Origin of the sequence: Pseudomonas sp. C9-3 (assembly GCF_032392015.1) — a bacterium.
In the GTDB taxonomy this organism is placed as follows: Bacteria; Pseudomonadota; Gammaproteobacteria; order Pseudomonadales; family Pseudomonadaceae; genus Pseudomonas; species Pseudomonas nitroreducens.
This window is the reverse complement of record NZ_CP135919.1, coordinates 3,727,669-3,748,470: the sequence shown is the minus strand read 5'-3', so window position 1 is coordinate 3,748,470 and position 20,802 is coordinate 3,727,669. Positions and strand designations below refer to the sequence as shown.

The 20,802-nt window shown below is 66.2% G+C and carries 14 protein-coding genes; 5 read left to right on the top strand and 9 right to left on the bottom strand.

The window, feature by feature from the left end:
* The first annotated feature begins 24 nt into the window (after positions 1 to 24).
* The 3 genes from RS899_RS16935 to RS899_RS16925 all read left to right on the top strand — a co-directional run bounded on the left by RS899_RS16935 (position 25) and on the right by RS899_RS16925 (position 5,141).
* Entirely contained in the window at positions 25 to 1,392 is a 1,368-nt protein-coding gene (locus tag RS899_RS16935; RefSeq protein WP_054909188.1) for a DUF1329 domain-containing protein, read from the top strand.
* A 336-nt stretch (positions 1,393 to 1,728) separates the two neighbouring features.
* Positions 1,729 to 2,745: a WD40/YVTN/BNR-like repeat-containing protein gene (locus tag RS899_RS16930; RefSeq protein ID WP_409978023.1), complete on the top strand. Its 1,017-nt coding sequence runs from the start codon at positions 1,729 to 1,731 to the stop codon at positions 2,743 to 2,745.
* A gap of 14 nt (positions 2,746 to 2,759) precedes the next feature.
* Positions 2,760 to 5,141: an efflux RND transporter permease subunit gene (locus tag RS899_RS16925; RefSeq protein WP_054909190.1), complete on the top strand. Its 2,382-nt coding sequence runs from the start codon at positions 2,760 to 2,762 to the stop codon at positions 5,139 to 5,141.
* A gap of 135 nt (positions 5,142 to 5,276) precedes the next feature.
* Here RS899_RS16925 and RS899_RS16920 read toward each other — a convergent pair whose 3' ends face one another.
* Positions 5,277 to 6,083 (bottom strand): cyclase family protein, encoded by an 807-nt coding sequence (locus RS899_RS16920; protein ID WP_233299482.1) that lies wholly within the window; start codon positions 6,081 to 6,083, stop codon positions 5,277 to 5,279.
* A gap of 114 nt (positions 6,084 to 6,197) precedes the next feature.
* On the opposite strand from RS899_RS16920, the gene RS899_RS16915 reads away from it, so the two are divergent.
* Complete coding sequence (locus tag RS899_RS16915) at positions 6,198 to 6,614, top strand: carboxymuconolactone decarboxylase family protein (protein WP_233299481.1); 417 nt, start codon at positions 6,198 to 6,200, stop codon at positions 6,612 to 6,614.
* A gap of 33 nt (positions 6,615 to 6,647) precedes the next feature.
* Here the strand turns inward: RS899_RS16915 and RS899_RS16910 are convergent, their stop codons facing one another.
* The 8 genes from RS899_RS16910 to RS899_RS16875 form a co-directional block, all read right to left on the bottom strand.
* On the bottom strand, positions 6,648 to 7,748 hold the full coding sequence (locus RS899_RS16910; protein WP_315807643.1) for a chlorophyllase/cutinase-like alpha/beta fold protein: 1,101 nt from the start codon (positions 7,746 to 7,748) through the stop codon (positions 6,648 to 6,650).
* A gap of 37 nt (positions 7,749 to 7,785) precedes the next feature.
* Positions 7,786 to 9,432 (bottom strand): BatD family protein, encoded by a 1,647-nt coding sequence (locus RS899_RS16905; protein ID WP_315807642.1) that lies wholly within the window; start codon positions 9,430 to 9,432, stop codon positions 7,786 to 7,788.
* The gene (locus RS899_RS16900) at positions 9,429 to 11,189 is read right to left on the bottom strand and encodes a vWA domain-containing protein (protein WP_315807641.1); all 1,761 of its coding nucleotides are present in this window, start codon (positions 11,187 to 11,189) and stop codon (positions 9,429 to 9,431) included. Before RS899_RS16900 ends, RS899_RS16905 begins: the two co-directional genes overlap by 4 nt.
* Positions 11,186 to 12,220: a VWA domain-containing protein gene (locus RS899_RS16895; RefSeq protein WP_315807640.1), complete on the bottom strand. Its 1,035-nt coding sequence runs from the start codon at positions 12,218 to 12,220 to the stop codon at positions 11,186 to 11,188. Before RS899_RS16895 ends, RS899_RS16900 begins: the two co-directional genes overlap by 4 nt.
* Entirely contained in the window at positions 12,213 to 12,710 is a 498-nt protein-coding gene (locus tag RS899_RS16890; RefSeq protein WP_169939782.1) for a DUF4381 domain-containing protein, read from the bottom strand. Before RS899_RS16890 ends, RS899_RS16895 begins: the two co-directional genes overlap by 8 nt.
* Positions 12,707 to 13,651 carry a DUF58 domain-containing protein gene (locus RS899_RS16885; RefSeq protein ID WP_054909198.1) on the bottom strand — a complete coding sequence of 315 codons (945 nt, stop codon included), beginning with the start codon at positions 13,649 to 13,651 and terminating at the stop codon, positions 12,707 to 12,709. Before RS899_RS16885 ends, RS899_RS16890 begins: the two co-directional genes overlap by 4 nt.
* Position 13,652: 1 nt before the next feature.
* Positions 13,653 to 14,612: an AAA family ATPase gene (locus tag RS899_RS16880; RefSeq protein WP_038803712.1), complete on the bottom strand. Its 960-nt coding sequence runs from the start codon at positions 14,610 to 14,612 to the stop codon at positions 13,653 to 13,655.
* Between the two features lie 61 nt (positions 14,613 to 14,673).
* Positions 14,674 to 15,546, bottom strand: a complete 873-nt coding sequence (locus tag RS899_RS16875; RefSeq protein ID WP_054909199.1) for a DUF1353 domain-containing protein — start codon at positions 15,544 to 15,546, stop codon at positions 14,674 to 14,676.
* A gap of 304 nt (positions 15,547 to 15,850) precedes the next feature.
* On the opposite strand from RS899_RS16875, the gene RS899_RS16870 reads away from it, so the two are divergent.
* On the top strand, positions 15,851 to 20,713 hold the full coding sequence (locus RS899_RS16870) for an NAD-glutamate dehydrogenase (RefSeq protein WP_315807639.1): 4,863 nt from the start codon (positions 15,851 to 15,853) through the stop codon (positions 20,711 to 20,713).
* The last annotated feature ends 89 nt before the right edge of the window (positions 20,714 to 20,802 follow it).

Genomic DNA, 20,802 nt, shown 5'->3' with positions numbered 1-20,802 from the left:
GCGTGAACTTCACGGAGAATCACCATGCGCAACATGCGTACCCTGGTCGGCGCCGCAGTGGCCCTGGCCCTGTCCGCCGGCAGCGCCCTGGCGGCGGTTTCCCCGCAGGACGCGGCCAAGCTGCAGTCGAGCCTGACCCCGCTGGGCGCGGAAAAGGCCGGCAACGCCGCCGGCACCATTCCGGCCTGGACCGGTGGCATCACCCAGGCACCGGCCGGCTACAAGCCGGGCCAGCACCACATCGACCCGTTCGCCGCCGACAAGCCGCTGTATACCATCACCAAGGCCAACCTTGACCAGTACAAGGCCAACCTGACTCCGGGCACCCTGGCGCTGTTCGCCACCTACCCGGACACCTTCCAGATGCCGGTGTACCCGAGCCGCCGCAGCGGTTCGGCGCCGCAGTGGGTGTATGACAACACCCTGAAGAACGCCACCAGCGCCAAGCTGGCCGAAGGCGGCAACGGCTTCGTCGATGCCTTCGGCGGCATCCCGTTCCCGATCCCGCAGAGCGGCGTGGAAGCGGTGTGGAACCACATCGCTCGCTACCGCGGCACCTACGTCGTGCGTCGCGCGTCCGAAGTGGCTGTGCAGCGCAACGGCGACTACTCGCTGGTGACCTCGCAGCAGGAAGCACTGTTCAAGTACTACATCCAGGGCAAGAGCTTCGCCGACCTGAACAACCTGCTGTTCTACTACCTGTCGTTCACCAAGAGCCCGGCTCGCCTGGCCGGTGGTGCCGCACTGGTCCACGAGACCCTCGATCAGGTGAAGGAGCCGCGTCAGGCCTGGGGCTACAACGCCGGCCAGCGCCGCGTGCGCCGTGCGCCGAACCTGGCCTACGACACCCCGATCGCCGCCGCCGACGGCCTGCGTACCGCCGACGACACCGACATGTTCAACGGCTCGCCGGACCGCTACGACTGGAAGCTGATCGGCAAGAAGGAAATGTACATCCCGTACAACAACTACAAGGTTTCCAGCCCTGAGGTTAAGTACAAGGATCTGCTGACCCCCAACCACCTGAACCCGAAATACACCCGCTATGAACTGCACCGCGTGTGGATCGTGGAAGGCACCCTGAAGCCGGGCGCACGCCACATCTATTCCAAGCGCGTACTGTTCCTCGACGAGGACAGCTGGGGCGCCGCCGAAGTCGACCAGTACGACGGTCGCGGCGAACTGTGGCGCGTATCGCTGGCGTACCTGAAGAACTACTACGAGCTGCCCACCACCTGGACTGCTCTGGATACCTTCCACGACCTGCAGGCGCGTCGCTACCACGTACAGAACCTGGACAACGAAGAGCCGACCACCATCGACTTCAGCCAGGCCGTACCGGACGACTCCTACTTCAGCCCGTCCGCACTGCGTCGCCGCGGCACCCGCTGAGTTCGCTTCGTGCGTGAAAGAGCCCGCCCCATGGCGGGCTTTTTTATACCTGCGCGAAAGCGTGAAGGCGTGAAAGTGTTACCGCTCCACCCGCGGGAAGCCGCCACCCGCGCGCCTTTCGGGCGAGATGGCAAAATGCACTCATCCTTTCGAGTGAGGCGCCCGGGGCTTAACAAAAGATAACGTGCCGTTAATTGTCAGCCCCGGAAAAGGCTGGCTATATAGCTCCAAACTACATACCGCCTGCATAAGAAAAAGAGGTAAAGGCATATGCGTGAGCCCCAGTGGCGCACTTCGAGCGAGCAGCCCGTATCGGGAGTGCGAAGCTCCTTCCCGATGTCGCGCAAGTCGATTTCCCTGCTCGGCGCGTTTTCCTTCCTGATGATGTCCCTGGCTCCGCTGCATGCCGTTGCCGCAACGGACGCCGCCAGTGATTCCAACTCGATCATGTCCGCCAAGGCCTCCAGCAGCTTGCTGCTGAGCATCGCCCATGCCGGCAAGCGGCTGGTCGCGGTGGGGGACCACGGGCACATCCTCTATTCCGACGACGCAGGCAAGAGCTGGACCCAGGCCATCGTGCCGACCCGCCAGTTGCTGACCTCGGTGTTCTTCGTCAACGACAAGAAGGGCTGGGCCGTCGGCCACGACGCCCAGGTCCTGGCCACCACCGATGGCGGCACCACCTGGGTGCGCCAGTTCGAGGACCTCAAGCGCGAAGCGCCGCTGCTGGACATCTGGTTCCAGGACGAGAACCACGGTGTGGCCGTGGGCGCCTATGGCGCGCTGCTGGAAACCACCGATGGCGGCAAGAGCTGGGAAGACGTCAGCGATCGCCTGGACAACGAAGACCAGTACCACCTCAACGCCATCACGGCGGTGAAGGACTCCGGCCTGTTCGTGGTCGGCGAGGCGGGCAGCATGTTCCGCTCCAAGGACTGGGGCCAGACCTGGGAAAAACTCCAGGGCCCCTACGAGGGCTCGCTGTTCGGCGCCACCGGCACCACCCAGGCCGGCACCGTCCTGGCCTACGGCCTGCGCGGCCACCTGTTCCGTTCCACCGATTTCGGCAGCACCTGGCAGCAGGTCAGCCTGCCCACCGCCAATGGCGGCGAGCTGGAGTTCGGCCTCTCCGAAGGCAGCCTGCTGGATGACGGCACCATCGTCGTCGTCGGCCACGGCGGCAGCGTGCTGGAGAGCAAGGACGACGGCGTCAGCTTCAGCGTCGTCAACCGTCCGGATCGCCTGTCCCTCGCGGGCGTGAGCGCTGCCGGCAATGGCAACCTGGTGCTGGTCGGCCAGGGCGGTATCCACCTGGCTTCGGCGACCGGCGCCGAGCTGACAGAACAACAATAAGCCGGGGAGCCGCAATGAACGCTCTGAACAAGCATCAACAGGACAAGGCGACTTTCCTGGAACGCATCATCTTCACCCACCGGCCGTTCGTGATCATCGCGTGCCTGCTGGTGACCGTCTTCCTCGCCTGGTCGGCCACGCAAGTGCGCCCGTCCACCAGTTTCGAGAAGATGATCCCGCTGCAGCACCCGTTCATCCAGAACATGCTGGAGCACCGCAACGACCTGGCCAACCTCGGCAACACCGTGCGCATCTCGGTGGAAGCGGTGAACGGCGACATCTTCACCAAGGAATACATGGAGACGCTGCGGCAGATCCATGACGAGGTCTTCTACATCCCCGGCGTCGACCGCTCCGGCATGAAGTCGCTGTGGAGCCCGAGCGTACGCTGGACCGAAGTGACCGAGGAAGGCTTCGCCGGCGGCGAGGTTATCCCGCAGACCTACGACGGTTCCGCCAAGGCCCTGGACCTGCTGCGCAACAACGTGCTCAAGTCCGGCCAGATCGGCCGCCTGGTGGCCAACAACTTCAAGTCGAGCATCGTCGACGTGCCGCTGCTGGAGGTCTACCCGGACCCGAAAGACCAGGGCAAGCTGATGAAGCTGGATTACCGCCAGTTCTCCCATGAGCTGGAAGAGAAGATCCGCGACAAGTACCAGCTGCAGAACCCCAACGTGAAGATCCACATCACCGGCTTCGCCAAGAAGGTCGGTGACCTGATCGACGGCCTGCTGATGGTGGTCGGCTTCTTCGGCATCTGCTTCGTCATCACCCTGGTGCTGCTGCTGTGGTTCACCAAGTGCGTGCGCTCCACCATTGCGGTGCTGTCCACCACCCTGGTGGCGGTGATCTGGCAGTTGGGCCTGCTGCACATCATCGGCTTCGGGCTGGACCCGTATTCGATGCTGGTGCCGTTCCTGATCTTCGCCATCGGTATTTCCCACGGCGTGCAGAAGATCAACGGTATCGCCCTGCAGTCCAGTGACGCGGAAACCCCGCTGCTGGCCGCTCGCCGCACCTTCCGCCAACTGTTCCTGCCGGGCATGATCGCCATCCTCGCGGACGCCGTAGGCTTCATCACCCTGCTGGTGATCGACATCGGCGTGATCCGCGAACTGGCCATCGGCGCCTCCATCGGCGTGGCGGTGATCGTGTTCACCAACCTGATCCTGCTGCCGGTCGCCATTTCCTACATCGGCATCAGCAAGAAGGCGGTGCAGCGCAGCAAGGAAGACGCCGTGCGCGACCATCCCTTCTGGCGCGCGCTGTCCAACTTCGCCAGCCCGTCCGTGGCACCGATCTCCGTGGTCATCGCCCTGGCGATGTTCGCCGGCGGCATGTGGCAGGGCCATCACCTGAAGATCGGTGACCTTGACCAGGGTGCGCCGGAACTGCGTCCGGACTCGCGCTACAACCTGGACAACGACTTCATCATCCGCAACTACTCGACCAGCTCCGACGTGCTGGTGGTGATGGTGGCGTCCGAGGCCGAAGGCTGCTCCACCCACAAGACCCTGTCCGCCATCGATGAGCTGGCCTGGCGCCTGGAGAACACCCAGGGCGTGCAGTCGGCCATCTCCCTGGTCACCGTCTCCAAGCAGATGATCAAGGGCATGAACGAAGGCAACCTGAAGTGGGAGTCGCTGTCGCGCAACCAGGACGTGCTGAACAACTCCATCAGCCGCGCCGAAGGTCTGTTCAACAGCAACTGCTCGCTGGCACCCCTGCTGGTGTTCCTCAACGACCACAAGGCCGAGACTCTCGACCGCGCCGTGGCTGTCGTGCAGGACTTCGCCAAGGCCAACGAGAAGGACGACCTGAAGTTCAAGCTCGCCGCCGGTAACGCCGGTATCGAGGCCGCCACCAACGACGTGATCAAGCACTCGGAACTGACCATCCTGATCCTGGTGTACATCTGCGTGGCGGTGATGTGCCTGATCACTTTCCGCTCCTTCGCCGCGACCCTGTGCATCGTGCTGCCGCTGATCCTCACCTCGGTGCTGGGCAACGCGCTGATGGCTACCCTGGGCATCGGCGTGAAGGTAGCGACCCTGCCGGTGATCGCGCTGGGCGTGGGTATCGGCGTGGACTACGGCATCTACATCTACACCCGCCTGGAGTCCTTCCTGCGCCAGGGCCTGTCCCTGCAGGAGGCCTACTACGAGACGCTGAAGTCCACGGGTAAAGCCGTGCTGTTCACCGGCCTGTGCCTGGCCATCGGCGTGGCTACCTGGATCTTCTCGGCGATCAAGTTCCAGGCCGACATGGGCCTGATGCTGACCTTCATGCTCCTCTGGAACATGTTCGGCGCCCTCTGGCTGCTGCCGGCGCTGGCGCGCTTCCTGATCAACCCGGAGAAGGTGCGTCAGAAGAAGGCTTCGATCCTGGTTCACTGATCGACGCTCGAGCAATAAAAAACGCGGCCCTCGGGCCGCGTTTTTTTATGCTCTTCGTAGGAGCGAGTTTGCTTGCGAATCAACGTCCGCGAGGGGGCTGTTCGCGAGCAAGCTCGCTCCTACAGACAGGGCGGATCACGGCAGGATGGCGAAGACCCGCGCCGGGAAGCCTGTGCCTTGGGCGATCTTCGGGAAGCTCACCACCGCCAGCGCGCCGGCCTCGGGCACCTTGTCGAGGTTGGCGAGCAATTCGATCTGGTAGTGGTTGGTGCCCAGGATGTACGACTCCAGCGAATAGTCGTCCTTGCTGGTGGCGACGCCGGGATCGGTATCCGTGGTCTCGTGGCCGGACGCAGTGATCTTGCGCGTCTCGTAGAGGTACACCAGCGCCTCCTTGCTCCATCCCGGATAGTGCGCGACACCCTTGGCGTCCTGGTTCTGCATCTTCGCCTGGTCCGGCCAGCGCTGGGACCAGTCGGTGCGCAGCGCCGCGAAGGAGCCTTGCGGTACCGGGCCATGCTTGGCTTCCCAGGCCTTCACATCGGCCAGGGTCAGCACGTAGTCGGGGTTCTTCGCCACCTGCTCGTGGATATCGAACACCACCAGCGGCAGGAACTGCTCCTTCACGTCGAGTTGATCGACGCTGCGCAGGCCCTTGTGGAAGTGCACCGGCGGATCGACGTGGGTGCCCCACTGGCCAACGTGGCTGTACAGCTCCACCTGGAAACCGTCCTTGTCCACGGTGTAGAGCGTCTTGCGGCCCATGGGCTCGAAGCCTTTCCAGTGCGGTGTATTGCTGTCGAACGAGTGGGTCAGGTCGACCCAGTCGTGCTGCCTGAGGCTGGCGTAGGTGTCCCACAGGCCCGCCTGGGCGGCCTGGGCCGACTGGACGAGAAGCGGTAGCAGGGCGACGGCGAAGAACAGGGCGGGGCGGCGTTGCATGGGTCTGATTCCTTGACGGGGATGGGAGAGAACGCCTTATCTTTCTCCATCGCTTGTCCAGTCATCCAATTCTGAATTCTGCTTTTCTTATTCCAAAACTTATAGGGAGCCATCATGTCCTTTCAATTGATCGAGTACGCCGACGCCAGCCCTGAAGTCCGCGCCGTCTACGACGACATCATGGCGACCCGCAGGGTCGACTGGGTGAACAACTTCTGGAAGGCCCTGGCCAATCACCCGCAGACGCTCAAGCGCACCTGGGAGAGTCTCAAGGAGGTGATGGGGCCGGGTCAGCTCGATCCGCTGGTGAAGGAGTTGATCTACGTCGCCGTCAGCGTCACCAACAACTGCAACTACTGCATCGGCTCCCACGGCGCGGCGGCGCGCAAGGCCGGGATGGACGACGCCATGCTCGGCGAGCTGATGGCCGTGGTGGCCATGGCCAACGAGACCAACCGTCTTGCCATTGGCTACCAGGTGCCGCTGGACGATGTGTTCAAGGGGGCGGTGATGGAGCACAGCGGCAGTTGAGATTGTTCGCGAACCCAGGCCGGCGATGGATGCTCAGGGTACTGGTGCCGACAACCGCTGCATCGCCTTCACCGGTGTGCCATCGCTCCAGCGCCCCATGGACAGCTGCGCCGGCCCACCGCCCAGCGCGTAATCGCGGTCCTGGCCGTAGAAGGCCGCATCGCACAATGCATCGAACAGCTTCCACGGCCCGAACCAGTCCATCGCATCGGTCGCCAGGGCGTTGTGGGCTGAGGGTTGCCCTTGTTTCAGACGCTGCTTCACGCGCTCCTGCACGCGGTTGAGCAACCAGCTGGAGGAGTCGCTGGGCGGGTAGCGCGGATCGAAGCGCGGTGCGGTCGGCGCCGCATGGTTGGCCAGCAGGGGCGGGCTGCCGTGGCGATCGCTGCGCAGCAGGAGCAGGTCCTTGTTGCGCGGCGCGACCTGGGTGCTTTCCGAGTAGATGCGCTGAGCGTCATCGCAGGCAACGCGCTCGTCCTCATCACCACAAAGCGCCAGCAGCATGGTGCCGGCGGGGATGTTGGCCAGCGGTTCCAGTGGCACCTGGCGCCAGCGTGGGCCACTGCTCTTGCCCGGCTCCACCGCCATCAGCACACGCGGCTCCGGTATGCCCAGCCGTTGCCAGGAGGCGGCGAGCCCGCTGGCGATCAGGCCACCCGCCGAATGGCCGACGTAGGCGACGTGCTCCAGCTCCGGCTTCACTCCCAGCTTGCCTGCCTGCAGATCGGCGATGGCGCGGCGCACGGAGTCGGCTGCGTTGGGCAGGAACTCCGCCGCTGGCGTCTTCAGCGTCGCCTGGTAGCGCGGGTAGATGAGGATGGCGCCACGCCGGACGATGTGCTCGATCCAGGCGCGATAGAGGTCCGGCTGCATGACGCTCCAGCCGTGGGTGAAGACCACCACAGGCGAGCTGGCGGGGGCGGGCCGCTCCGGAGTGAACACCCAGTATTCGTTGCCCTCGGCCGAGAAGTGCCACTGGTGCACGTCGGCATGGGCGTAGTTCGAACCGCCGGGGCCCTGCAACGGCTGGGTCGGTGGCAGGGCCTCGGCTGCCTGCAGCGGGCCGGCCACGAGGAGGTTGCAGATCAGCAGCAGGCCGGCGGCCAGCGCCGGAATCAGCCGGTGGGCGGGCATGGACGCACCTCTGGCGGGGATGCCACCAGCATAGCCGTCAGCGCGGATAGAGCGGCGGCAGGCTGCTGGCCTCCGGCGCCGGCGGTGCGTCCGGGTCGGCACCGGGCAGGGTGCGGATGGCGCGCCAGAGGTCTTCGCCCTGCCAGTTGCGGCCGCCTTCGCTGTCGCTGTAGAGCGCGCCGTTGAGGCCATCCAGCGCATCGGACAACGGCACGAAGCGCGCTGCCATGTCGGCCAGGGTTTCCGGCTGCTGCCGGGCCCAGGCATCCAGCGCCTGGCGGGTGGCATGCGAGTCGTTGGCCTGGCAGGCGCGGCGCAGTTCGTCCAGCAGGGTGCGGGTGTTCGGGCCGGCCTGCGCCACGCGAATGACCGCCGGCTGGCTGCGGGCGCGCCACCACAGGGCGAAACCGAGCAGGGTGGTCAGGCTGAGCAGCGCGCAGGCGAGCTGCCAGGGCCAGAGCAGCGTGTCGCTGACTGCTGCTTCGCTGGGGGCAGCGGGGGCCTCGGTGTGTTCTTCCAGTTGCGCATTGGCGGCGACTTGCAGCGTGCGCGCCGGCAGGCTGGTGCGCTCGACCCGGCGCTCCTGGGTATTCCACCAGACCACCTCCACCGGCGGCAGCTCGACCGGGCCGGCCTTGTCGGCGATCAGCGCTTCGCGTTCCTCGCGGCTGCCGATCATGCCCTGGTCACTGCTTTCGTTGGCCAGCTGCGGCTGGTCCGGGTAATGGCGCAGGCCTTCGGGCAGGGTGACCGGCAGCGGCGGCAACTGGGCGCCGGACAGGCCTTCCACGCGCAGCATGATGTTGCGGGTCAGCGATTCGCCGGCCTTGGCTTCCTCGGGCTGCGGGCTCCAGGTCTCGCTCAGGCTGAGCGAGCGTGCCGGCAGCCAGGGTGCGTCCTTCGGGTAGTCCGCGGTCTTGGGGTCGATCTGCAACGGGATGCTCGGCGAGGTGACCAGCACCTGCTTGCCCGGCTGCGGGCCGAACGGGTTGTAGTCATCGTCGTTGCGGCGCTGGGCAACCTGAGTGGCCTTGAAGGTCTGGCCGGGGATCTCCAGGGTGCCGCTCTTCTGCGGGAAGATCGCGTAGCGCACTTCGATCACGCCATGGCGAACGCCGTTGATGTCCTTCTCGTAGGTGCGTGGCTCGCCCAGTTGCTCGACGCGGGCGTCGTTCATGCGCAGCGGGCTGAGGCTGCTGTCGTCGTACAACGACACCGAGTGGTAGATGCGCAGGGTGAGGATGACCTGGGCCTGCACCCAGCTTTCCTCGCGGTCGACGCTGGCGTCGATGAACACCGGCGCGAGCTTCTGTCCCTCGGCGCTGTCTTCGGCCTTGAGCACATCGAGGCTGATCGGCTCGCTGGCGTTGCCGCCCAGGTGGATCGGCGGGATTTCCACCTTGCCTTCGCTGCGTGGCTGCAGGGTGATGATCCAGCGCGTGGTGGCCTGGGCCTTGCCGTTGAGCGTGGTGAGGCGGTTGACCTGGCGGGTGCCCAGGACCACGAAGTGCTCGTCCAGCGGTTTCAGGTCGGGCTTGCCGAACAGCGTCGGGTCATCGGACTCCAGCGTCAGCTCGACGCTCTCGCCCTGGTTCAGGCGCGCACGGTCGACGCTGGCGGTAAAGCTGGCCTCGGCGCGGAAGGCGGCGAGGCAGAGCAGGGTCAGGCAGATCAGCCTTTTCATGGGTTGGGTTCCTGGCGCTGCTGCTGTTGCTGGTACCAGAACTTGCGACGCAACAGTTCGGACGGATCGTCGGGAATCTGCCGCAGCCACTGTTCCAGGGCCTGACGGCGCTCGTCTCCCAGTGGACCGGCATCTTCCGGGTTGGTTTCCTGATCTTCGCGAACGTCGCCGTCGGGCTTGTCGGCCTGGCTGGCGGTGGGTTTGTCGGCTTCCTGCGATGGGTTCTTCGCCGCGGGTGCCGGTTGCGAGTCACGCTCGCTGGCGTTGTCTTCCTCGTGCTGCTGATCCTGAGGCTGGGCGGCCTGGGGATCGCTGCTCTGCCCGGCGTCGTGGTTTTCTTCGGGAGGCTGGTCGGTGCCGTCGCCGGGCGGATTGTCCTTGCGTTGGCGCAAGAGGTCTTCGAGGAGGGCTTTGTTGCGCTTGGCGGCCTCCAGGTCGGGGTTGCGTTCAAGTGCCTGGTCGTAGGCGTCGATCGCGGCTTCCAGCTCGTTCTGTTTCGCCAGGGCGTTGCCGCGGTTGTAGTGGTCGGCGGCCTCGTCACCCTGGGCGAAGGCCTGGGCGGCGTCGACATAATCGCCGGCTCGATACAGGGCGAGCCCCTTCCAGCGGAAGTCAGCGAAGCGCTCGGCCGCCTCGGCCGGCTTGCCGGCGTCGAGCAGGCGCTGGCCCTGCTGGTCGGGGCGCAACCAGAGATCGTTCAACTCGAAGGCGTTGGCGTCCTGCGGCGGCGCCCAGAGCAGCGGCAGCAACAGCGGCAGGCTGAACAGCCAGCCGCGCCGCCCGGCACAGGCGGCGAGCAGGAGCAGTGGCAACAGCAGCCAGTAGCCCTGGTCGGCCCAGCGCTGCAGGCGTAGCAGTGCATCTTCCTCGCTGACCTGCAGCCCCTGGGTGTTATCCAGCAGGCCGAGGGAGCGCAGGTCGCCGCTGCTGGCGCGCAGGCGCTGGAAGCGGCCGCCCATGTCGGTGGCGAAGACGCGCAACCCATTCTCGTCCAGGCGTGGCACCAGGATGTTGCCCTGGTCGTCCTTGAGGAAGGTGCCGTCTTCCTGGGCGATGGGTGCGCCGCCGGGCGTGCCTACGGCGAGCAGTAGCAGGTCCTTGCCCTTGCCCTTGAGCGCCTGGCGAATGCCCTGGCGTTCGCGGGCGTCCAGTGCACTGGTGAGCAGCAGGATCCGGCCGTTGCCCTCGGCGCCGTTGTCGAGCAGGCGTCGCGCCTGGGCGACGGCAAGGTCGGCGCGCTGGCCGGGCTCGGGCATGATCGAGGGTTTGAGGGCGTCGAGCAGGTTGCGTGCGGTGCCCAGGTCATTGGACAGCGGCACCAGCGTGTGGGCGCTGCCGGCGTAGACGACGATGGCGGTCTGCGCGTCGCTGCGTGCCTGCAGGAGGTCGAGCAGCTTGCGCCGGGCCTGTTCCAGGCGTGTCGGCTTGAGGTCGGTGGCGAGCATCTGCGGTGTGAGTTCCAGCACCACCACCAGCGGGTCGCTGCGCTCCATGGTCGGTTGCTCCACCTGCTGCCAGCTCGGGCCGAGCAGGGCAAGCACCGCCAGCAGCCAGGCGATGCCCAGGTAGATCCACGGGCGGCGTTCATGACGGCCGTTTCCGCCGGCCAGCAGCCAGGGGTGGAAGGCCTGGGGCAGCAGCAGCTGCCAGCGGCCGGCGCGGCGCTCACGGTGCCAGAGCTTCCACAGCAGCCAGCCGAGCGGCAGCAGCAGGATCAGCCACAGCGGGTGCAGCAGGTGCGGCCAAAGGTTGCTCATGGCCGGCGCTCCTTCTGCAGGCGCGCCATCCAGGCCGGCCAGCGCCAGTCCTCGGGCGGCCAAAGCGTGCCCACCACCAGCGCTGCGCTGATCAGCAGTGCCAGCAGCAGCGGCCAGCGGTACAGCGCAATGGCCGGGCGCGCCTGGGTTGGCTTCTGTTCCACCGGCTCGAGTCGGTCGAGGCTGTCGGAGATGCGCTGCAACTCTTCGCCGTTGCGTGCGCGGAAGTACTCGCCGCCGGTGCTTTCGGCGATGGCCTTGAGCGCCGGCTCGTCCAGGTCCAACCCCGGGTTGAGGCCGAACAGTCCGGCGACGCCGCCCTGCTTGGGATCGGCGCCGATGCCGATGGTGTAGACCTTCACGTGCTCCTCGGCGGCCAGGCGTGCGGCGGTCTGCGGGGATATCTCGCCGGCGGTGTTGGCGCCATCGGTGATCAGCACCAGCACGCGGCTTTCGGTCGGGCGCTGGCGCAGGCGCTTGACCGCCAGGCCGATGGAGTCGCCCAGGGCGGTGTCCTTGCCGGCGATGCCGATCAGCGCTTCGTCCAGCCAGATGCGCACGGTGTGGCGGTCGAAGGTCAGCGGCGCCTGCAGGTAGGCGCGAGTGCCGAACAGGATCAGCCCGACGCGGTCACCCCGACGACCTTCGATGAAATCACCGAACAGTTTCTGCACGGCGTGCAGGCGGCTGACTTCCGCGCCGTCCCAGGTCATGTCGGCGTAGTCCATGGAGCCGGAGACATCCACCGCTACCAGCAGGTCGCGGCCGGTGGCGGGGATCGGCAGTGGCTCGCCGACCCACTGCGGGCGCGCCGCGGCCAGCAGCAGGCAGAGCCAGAGCAGGGCGAAGGGCGCCTGCTGGCGCCAGGCCGGCAAGCGCGCGCGGGCACGGCGGCCGGCGAGCCCTTCGAGTTCCTTGAGGAAGCTGACCTTGAGCGCCGCCTCGCCATTGTCGGCCGGCGGCAGGATGAAGCGCATCACCCAGGGCAGCGGGGCGAGCAGGAATACCCACGGCCAGGCGAGCTCAAACATGCTTGCGCACCCAGGTTTCCACGGCGGCGGCAAGGCCGTCGATGGCCTTGTCGTCCAGCTTGCACTCGGCGCGGTAGCCGCCTTCCACCAGGATCATCCAGCGGGTCAGGCCGGCGGCCGGGCAACGGGTGTCGAGGAAGGCCAGCCAGGCACGGCCGCTCAGGGTATGGCTGTGGCTGTCCGGCCAGCGGGCGCGCGACAGGCGTTTGAGCAGGCCATTGAGCGATTGCAGCCAGGGCCCGGCCGGCGCGCGGTCATAGGGGCGCGGCAGGCGCTTGAGTTCTTCCAGGGCGGCTTCGCGCAGCGGGTCCAGCGGGGCTTCCGTGACCACCTTGGCCTTGCGCCTGGGCAGCCAGCGCTGGCGATTGCGCCACAGCAGCCAGAGCAGAAGCGGCAGCAGCGCGGCGAGCAGCCACCAGCCCGGTGCCGGGGGCCACCAGGGCACCGTCGCCGGTTCGATCAGCGGTTGCAGTTGGTCGAGGGGATTCATTTGGCATAACCCGGCTGATGCTGTTCCAGCAGGTTGCGCAGCTGCTCCACCAGTTCTTCCTGGGTGGTCAGCGGCAGCAGCGGCACGCCAAGGCGCAGTGCAAGGCGCTGCCAGCGCTCGCGGCGGGCCTCGCCGAGAGCGCGGTAGGCCAGGCGCTGCTCGTCGATGTGGGTGTCCAGTTCCAGTTGTGCCTGGCCCTCGGCGAACCTCAGCAATCCGGCAGCGGGCAGGGCGTGGTCGAGCGGGTCGGATACCGGCAGCATCACCAGGTCGGTGTGCCGCGCCAGCAGGGACAATTGCTGCTCGGCCACGTCGCTGAGCGCGCGCTCGTCGCACATCACCATGATCAGGCTGCCGGGACGCAGCACCTCGCGGGCGCGGCGCAGGGCCATGCCGAAACCGTCGCCGGTGTGGCTGAGGTTGGAGCCGGCGAGCAGGGCGTTGTTGGCGCGCACGATCAGGTTGAACAACTGCAGCAGGCTCTGTTTGCTGCGCCGCGGCTTGATCTCGTGGCATTCGCTGTCGGTGAACACCAGCCCGCCGATGCGGTCGTTGTGTGCCAGCGCGGCCCAGCCGACGAAGGCCGCGGCACGGGCGGCGAGCACGGACTTGAACGACTGCCCGGAGCCGAAGAACATCCGCGCGCTCTGTTCCACCAGGACGTACACCGGGCGCTCGCGCTCTTCATGGAACAGCTTGGTGTGCGGCTCCTGGGTGCGCGCGGTGACGCGCCAGTCGATGGTGCGCACGTCGTCGCCGGCCTGGTACACGCGCACCTGGTCGAAGTCCACGCCACGGCCGCGCAGGCGCGAGTGGTGCAGGCCGATCAACGGGCTGCGCCGCGAGGGCGTGGAAAACAGCTGGACTTCGTGCAGGCGGTGGCGGATCTCGATCAGCTCGCCAAGGGAAATCGCGACGCCAGGCGCCAGGACATTGTGCATGTCAGGCGACGGCGACTACGTCGAGGATGCGCTGGACCACGCGGTCCTGGTCGATCCCGGCGGCTTCCGCCTCGAAGGTGAGGATCAGGCGGTGGCGTAGCACATCGAAGAGCATCGCCTGGATGTCCTCGGGGCTGACGAAATCGCGGCCGGCCAGCCAGGCGTGGGCACGCGCGCAACGGTCCAGCGCGATGGAGCCCCGCGGGCTGGCGCCGTAGGACAGCCATTCGGCCAGTTCGGCGTCGTACTTGGCCGGGGTGCGCGTGGCCATGATCAGCTGGACCAGGTATTCCTCCACGGCGTCGGCCATGTACAGGCCAAGGATTTCATGGCGTGCGGCGAAGATGGCTTCCTGGGTGACCCGGCGCTCGGGCTTGGTTTCGCCATTCAGCGCTTCGCCTCGGGCCTGCTGGAGGATGCGGCGCTCCACGGAGGCTTCCGGATAGCCGATCTTCACGTGCATCAGGAAGCGGTCGAGTTGGGCCTCGGGCAGCGGGTAGGTGCCTTCCTGCTCGATGGGGTTCTGCGTGGCCATCACCAGGAACAGCGGTGGCAGGTCGTAGGTGCTGCGGCCCACGCTGACCTGGCGCTCGGCCATGGCTTCGAGCAGCGCGGACTGCACCTTGGCCGGCGCGCGGTTGATTTCGTCGGCCAGCACCAGGTGGTGGAAGATCGGCCCCTGCTGGAACACGAAGCTGCCGTTCTCCGGCCGATAGATCTCGGTGCCGGTGATGTCCGCCGGGAGCAGGTCGGGGGTGAACTGGATGCGGTGGAACTCGGCCTCCAGGCCTTCGGCCAAGTCCTTGATCGCCTTGGTCTTGGCCAGGCCCGGTGCGCCTTCCACCAGCAGGTGGCCGTCGGCGATCAGGGCGATGAGCAGCCGCTCGATGAGCTTTTCCTGGCCGAGGATCTGGCTGGAGAGATACTGGCGCAGTGCAAGGAGCGACTCACGATGTTCCATCGCGTGGATTTCCTGGACGAAGGGTGGGGCTGTCGGGCCGCCTACTTTACTGCATCGGCCGTCACTCTTGCAGCGCTGCGCTTCGAGCCTTGTGCGGCGCTAGTGGTTCCTGAGTTGCCCGGCCGCCGGGCAGCGGGGTCAGCAGGCGCAGGGAAGTATTGGGGTTGAGCTGGCGGCGCATGTCGCGTGCGCCGCCGTGGACCACTGCGAAGCGGTAGACCCAGGCGACCAGGCGCGGCATGCCGGCGTCCAGCAGCATGCGGTGGAACAGCTCGTCCGCCTCGGCCTTGGTCACCGGGGCGACATTGAGGAACTGATAGAGCGCGTCATGTACCAGGCTGGCGTGGTGCGCCACCGGCCAGAACATCACGCGCTCCTGCTGCTGGCCGTGGCGCAGGCACTGCACGCTTTCCAGGTGCTCCCACCAGTCCGGCGTGCCAAGGGTCGCCATCCAGAAGAACGGCACTTTCGGCGAGCAGCCGTCCCAGGCATAGGTACGGGTGCAGCCGAAGTCGTAGCTCACGGTGCCGGCGTTCAGATCGACATGGGCGGGGCCGGGATTGATGACGATGCGCCCGTCGTGCACCACCAGCCATTCGCTATAGAAGTAGCGGCCTCTGAACAGCGGATCTTCGCGGACCAGCGGGAAATCGATGTAGTTGATCCACGGGCCGTTGCGGTCGCGGCTGCAGAAACCCCACTCGTCCACCGAGCGTTCCCGCGCAGCCTGCACCCGGCGCAGGCGTTCGTCCCGGCCGACGATGCGCGGCAGCAGCACGCCGAGATAGACCGGGACCGCGCCGATCAGCAGCGGCCGCACGGCTTCATCGAGGAACAGCCAGGCCAGCACGAGCAGCGCCGCGCCCAGCAGGGTGACCAGCAGGTTGTCCAGGTGGCGCAGCAGCGGGCGGCGCAGGGGAGGGTGGCGTTGCATGGCGTCCGTTCCAGGCGAGGGACCGCCATGATAGCGCTTTGATATTTCCTCGGGCAGTTGCGGAACGATCGTGCCGCAAATTCTGTCGTTTCCCCAGAGCGTGGTGGCTGCATGCCGTTGAACGAATATGTCGCAGCCCCGTAAGCCAGCGGCGGCCCAGTCCCGATAAGCTCGGTGGGATCGGTGACCGCCCGGTCGGGGCTGTCAATCGAGGGTCACACTGCCCGGCTATACCTGTGGCCCGACACAAGACGATATGCGTTCTACGCTCAATCCAATAATTCGAGCCCAGCGGAGTAACAACATGGCGTTCTTCACCGCAGCCAGCAAAGCCGACTTCCAGCAACAACTGAAAGCGGCCCTGGCGCAGCACGTCGACGACAAGGGTCTGCCACAAGTGGCCCTGTTCGCCGAGCAGTTCTTCGGCTTCATCTCCCTCGACGAACTGACCCAGCGCAGGCTGTCCGATCTGGTCGGCTGCACCTTGTCTTCCTGGCGCCTGTTGGAACGCTTCAACCCCGCCCAGCCGGAAGTGGCGGTGTACAACCCCGACTATGAAAAGCACGGCTGGCAGTCGACCCACACCGCCGTGCAGGTACTGCACCCGGACCAGCCGTTCCTGGTCGACTCGGTGCGCATGGAGCTGAATCGCCGCGGCTACAGCATCCACACCCTGCAGACCAACGTGCTCAGCGTGCGCCGCAATGCCAAGGGCGAGTTGCTGGAGATCCTGCCCAAGAACAGCACCGGCAAGGACGTGCACCAGGAATCGCTGATGTACCTGGAGATCGACCGCGTCTCCCAGACCGGCGAATTGCGCACCCTGGAGAAGGCCCTGCTGGAAGTGCTCGGCGAAGTCCGCCTGGCCGTCGCCGACTTCCCGGCCATGCGCAGCAAGGCCGAGGAGCTGCTGGCCTGGCTGGGCAAGTCCAAGGTCAAGGCCCGCGCGGAAGAGACCGCCGAAGTGCGGGCCTTCCTCGAATGGCTGCTGGACAACCACTTCACCTTCCTCGGCTATGAAGAATTCACCGTGCAGGAGGAGGCCGATGGCGGCCACCTGGTGTACGACGACAAGGCTTTCCTCGGCCTGACCAAGCTGCTGCGCGCCGGCCTTAACAAGGAAGACCTGCACATCGAGGACTACGCGGTGGCCTACCTGCGCGAGCCGGTGCTGCTGTCCTTCGCCAAGGCCTCCCAGCCCAGCCGCGTGCACCGCCCGGCCTACCCGGACTACGTATCGATCCGCGAGATCGATGCCAAGGGTAAGGTCGTCCGCGAGTTCCGCTTCCTCGGCCTGTACACCTCGGCTGTCTACGCCGAGAGCGTGTTCGACATCCCGTTCATCCGCGGCAAGGTTGCTGCCGTCCTGAAGAACTCCGGCTTCGACAGCAAGGCGCACCTGGGCAAGGAACTGGCGCAGATTCTCGAAGTGCTGCCCCGCGACGACCTGTTCCAGACCCCGGTGGATGAGCTGTACAACACCGCCATGTCCATCGTGCAGATCCAGGAACGCAACAAGATCCGCCTGTTCCTGCGCAAGGACCCGTACGGCCGTTTCGCCTACTGCCTGGCCTACGTGCCGCGCGACATCTATTCCACCGAAACGCGGATGAAGATCCAGCAGGTGCTGATGGAGCGCCTGAAGGCCAGCGACTGCGAGTTCTGGACCTTCTTCTCCGAATCCACCCTGGCCCGCGTGCAGTTCATCCTGCGCGTCGACCCGAAGGTGCGCATCGACGTCGATGCCGCCCAGCTGGAGCAGGAAGCCATCCAGGCCTGCCGCTCCTGGCAGGACGACTACGCCGCGCTGGTGCTGGAGAACTTCGGCGAAGGGCAGGGCAACAACCTGCTGGAAGATTTCCCCAAAGGCTTCCCGGCCGGCTACCGCGAGCGCTTCGCCCCGCATTTCGCCGTGGTGGACCTGCAGCACCTGTCCAGCCTGGGCGACAGCCGCCCGCTGGTGATGAGTTTCTACCAGCCGTTGGCCCAGGGTGAGCAGCAGCTGCACTGCAAGCTCTACCACGCCGACACGCCGCTGGCGCTGTCGGACGTTCTGCCGATCCTGGAGAACCTCGGCCTGCGCGTGCTCGGCGAATTCCCCTACCGCCTGCGCCACACCAACGGCCGCGAGTACTGGATCCACGACTTCGCCTTCACCTACGCCGAGGGCCTGGACGTCAACATCCAGGAACTCAACGAGACCCTGCAGGACGCCTTCGTCCACATCGTCAACGGCGATGCGGAGAACGACGCCTTCAACCGTCTGGTGCTGACCGCCGGCCTGCCGTGGCGCGACGTGGCCCTGCTGCGCGCCTACGCGCGCTATCTCAAGCAGATTCGCCTGGGCTTCGACCTGGGCTACATCGCCAGCGCGCTGAACGCCCACGTGGACATCGCCCGCGAACTGGTGCGCCTGTTCAAGACCCGTTTCTACCTGGCCCGCAAGCTCACCGCCGAGGACCTGGAAGACAAGCAGCAGAAGCTGGAGCAGGCGATTCTCGCGGCCCTCGACAACGTCCAGGTGCTCAACGAGGACCGCATCCTGCGGCGCTACCTCGACCTGATCAAGGCGACCCTGCGCACCAACTTCTACCAGCCCGACGCCGCCGGGCAGAACAAGAGCTACTTCAGCTTCAAGTTCAACCCCAAGGCCATCCCGGAAATCCCGCGCCCCACGCCCAAGTTCGAAATCTTCGTCTACTGCCCGCGCGTGGAAGGCGTGCACCTGCGCTTCGGCGACGTAGCCCGTGGCGGACTGCGCTGGTCCGACCGCGAGGAGGACTACCGCACCGAAGTGCTGGGCCTGGTGAAGGCGCAGCAGGTGAAGAACGCGGTGATCGTGCCCACGGGCGCCAAGGGCGGCTTCATCCCGCGCCGCCTGCCGCTGGGTGGTTCGCGCGATGAGATCCAGGCCGAGGCCATCGCCTGCTACCGCATCTTCATCTCCGGCCTGCTGGACATCACTGACAACCTGAAGGAAGGCAACGTCGTGCCGCCGGCCAACGTGGTCCGCCACGACCCGGACGATCCCTACCTGGTGGTGGCGGCGGACAAGGGCACCGCGACCTTCTCCGACATCGCCAACGGCATATCCGCCGACTACAACTTCTGGCTCGGCGACGCCTTCGCCTCCGGCGGCTCCGCCGGCTACGACCACAAGGGCATGGGCATCACCGCCCGTGGCGGCTGGGTCTCGGTGCAGCGCCACTTCCGCGAACGCGGCATCGATGTGCAGAAGGACAGCGTCACCGTCATCGGCATCGGCGACATGGCTGGTGACGTGTTCGGCAACGGTTTGCTGATGTCGGACAAGCTGCAGATGGTCGCGGCCTTCAACCATATGCACATCTTCCTTGATCCCAATCCGGACCCGGCGTCGAGCTTCGCCGAGCGCCAGCGGCTGTTCAACCTGCCGCGCTCCAGCTGGGCTGACTACGATGCCTCGCTGATCTCCGCCGGCGGCGGCATCTTCCTGCGCAGCGCCAAGAGCATCACCCTGACGCCGGAAGTGCGCGCGCGCTTCGACATCGATGCCGAGCGCCTGACCCCCACCGAACTGATCCACGCGCTGCTCAAGGCGCCGGTGGACCTGCTGTGGAACGGCGGCATCGGCACCTACGTGAAATCCAGCGATGAAACCCATGCCGACGTCGGCGACAAGGCCAACGACGGCCTGCGCGTGGACGGCTGCGACCTGCGGGTGAAAGTGGTGGGCGAGGGCGGCAACCTCGGCATGACGCAACTGGCGCGGGTCGAATTCGGCCTCAATGGCGGCGCGTGCAACACCGACTTCATCGACAACGCCGGTGGTGTGGATTGCTCCGACCACGAGGTGAACATCAAGATCCTGCTCAACGAGGTGGTGACCGCCGGGGACATGACCAGCAAGCAGCGCAACAAGCTGCTGGCGGAAATGACCGATCAGGTGTCCGACCTGGTGCTGGGCAACAACTACAAGCAGACCCAGGCGTTGTCCCTGGCCGAGCGCCGTGCCCGCGAGCGCATCGCCGAGTACAAGCGCCTGATGAGCGACCTGGAAGGCCGTGGCAAGCTCGACCGCGCGCTGGAATTCCTGCCTACCGACGAGGGGCTCGCCGAACGCATCGCCGCCGGCCAGGGCCTGACTCGCGCGGAACTGTCCGTGCTGATTTCCTACAGCAAGATCGATCTGAAGGAGCAGCTGCTGGGCTCGCTGGTGCCGGATGACGACTACCTGACCCGCGACATGGAAACGGCCTTCCCGCAGACCCTGGTCGACACCTTCGGCCCGGCCATGCGCAGGCACCGCCTGAAGCGCGAGATCGTCAGCACGCAGATCGCCAACGACCTGATCAACCACATGGGTATTACCTTCGTGCAGCGCCTGAAGGAGTCCACCGGCATGACGCCGGCGAACGTGGCGGGTGCCTACGTGATCGTGCGCGATGTCTTCCACCTGCCGCACTGGTTCCGCCAGATCGAGGCGCTGGACTACCAGGTGCCGGCCGAAGTGCAGCTGACCCTGATGGACGAACTGATGCGCCTGGGCCGTCGCGCGACGCGATGGTTCCTGCGCAGCCGCCGCAACGAGCAGGATGCCGCCCGTGACGTGGCGCATTTCGGTCCACGCATCGCCGCCCTGGGCCTGAAGCTCAACGAACTGCTCGAAGGCCCGACCCGCGAGCTGTGGCAGGCGCGTTACCAGGCTTATGTCGACGCCGGTGTGCCGGAGCTGCTGGCACGCATGGTCGCTGGCACCAGCCACCTCTACACCCTGCTGCCGATCGTCGAAGCGGCCGACGTCACCGGCCGCGACCCGGCCGACGTGGCGCGCGCCTACTTCGCCCTGGGCAGCGAGCTGGAACTGACCTGGTACCTGCAGCAGCTCAGCTCCCTGCCGGTGGAGAACAACTGGCAGGCGCTGGCCCGCGAGGCCTTCCGCGACGACCTGGACTGGCAGCAACGGGCGATCACCGTCTCCGTGTTGCAGATGCAGGACGGCCCGGCGGAAATCGACGCGCGCGTGGCACTCTGGCTGGAACAGCACGCCCCGATGGTCGCCCGCTGGCGCGCCATGCTCGTCGAGCTGCGTGCTTCCACCAGCACTGACTACGCCATGTACGCCGTGGCCAACCGTGAACTGCTCGACCTGGCGCAGAGCAACCAGCAGGGCGTGTGCCCTGTGTGATGCTCAAGCCTGATTGACCTTTTGATGCTCCAGCCCCGCCAAGTGCGGGGCTTTTTTTACCGTGAGTGACAGGCCAGCCAGCACAGAGA

Coding starts and splice junctions, on each gene's coding strand:
- RS899_RS16935 (WP_054909188.1), top strand. CDS start 25: ATGCGCAACATGCGTACCCTGGTCGGCGCCGCAGTGGCCCTGGCCCTG.
- RS899_RS16930 (WP_409978023.1), top strand. CDS start 1,729: ATGTCGCGCAAGTCGATTTCCCTGCTCGGCGCGTTTTCCTTCCTGATG.
- RS899_RS16925 (WP_054909190.1), top strand. CDS start 2,760: ATGAACGCTCTGAACAAGCATCAACAGGACAAGGCGACTTTCCTGGAA.
- RS899_RS16920 (WP_233299482.1), bottom strand. CDS start 6,083: ATGCAACGCCGCCCCGCCCTGTTCTTCGCCGTCGCCCTGCTACCGCTT.
- RS899_RS16915 (WP_233299481.1), top strand. CDS start 6,198: ATGTCCTTTCAATTGATCGAGTACGCCGACGCCAGCCCTGAAGTCCGC.
- RS899_RS16910 (WP_315807643.1), bottom strand. CDS start 7,748: ATGCCCGCCCACCGGCTGATTCCGGCGCTGGCCGCCGGCCTGCTGCTG.
- RS899_RS16905 (WP_315807642.1), bottom strand. CDS start 9,432: ATGAAAAGGCTGATCTGCCTGACCCTGCTCTGCCTCGCCGCCTTCCGC.
- RS899_RS16900 (WP_315807641.1), bottom strand. CDS start 11,189: ATGAGCAACCTTTGGCCGCACCTGCTGCACCCGCTGTGGCTGATCCTG.
- RS899_RS16895 (WP_315807640.1), bottom strand. CDS start 12,220: ATGTTTGAGCTCGCCTGGCCGTGGGTATTCCTGCTCGCCCCGCTGCCC.
- RS899_RS16890 (WP_169939782.1), bottom strand. CDS start 12,710: ATGAATCCCCTCGACCAACTGCAACCGCTGATCGAACCGGCGACGGTG.
- RS899_RS16885 (WP_054909198.1), bottom strand. CDS start 13,651: ATGCACAATGTCCTGGCGCCTGGCGTCGCGATTTCCCTTGGCGAGCTG.
- RS899_RS16880 (WP_038803712.1), bottom strand. CDS start 14,612: ATGGAACATCGTGAGTCGCTCCTTGCACTGCGCCAGTATCTCTCCAGC.
- RS899_RS16875 (WP_054909199.1), bottom strand. CDS start 15,546: ATGCAACGCCACCCTCCCCTGCGCCGCCCGCTGCTGCGCCACCTGGAC.
- RS899_RS16870 (WP_315807639.1), top strand. CDS start 15,851: ATGGCGTTCTTCACCGCAGCCAGCAAAGCCGACTTCCAGCAACAACTG.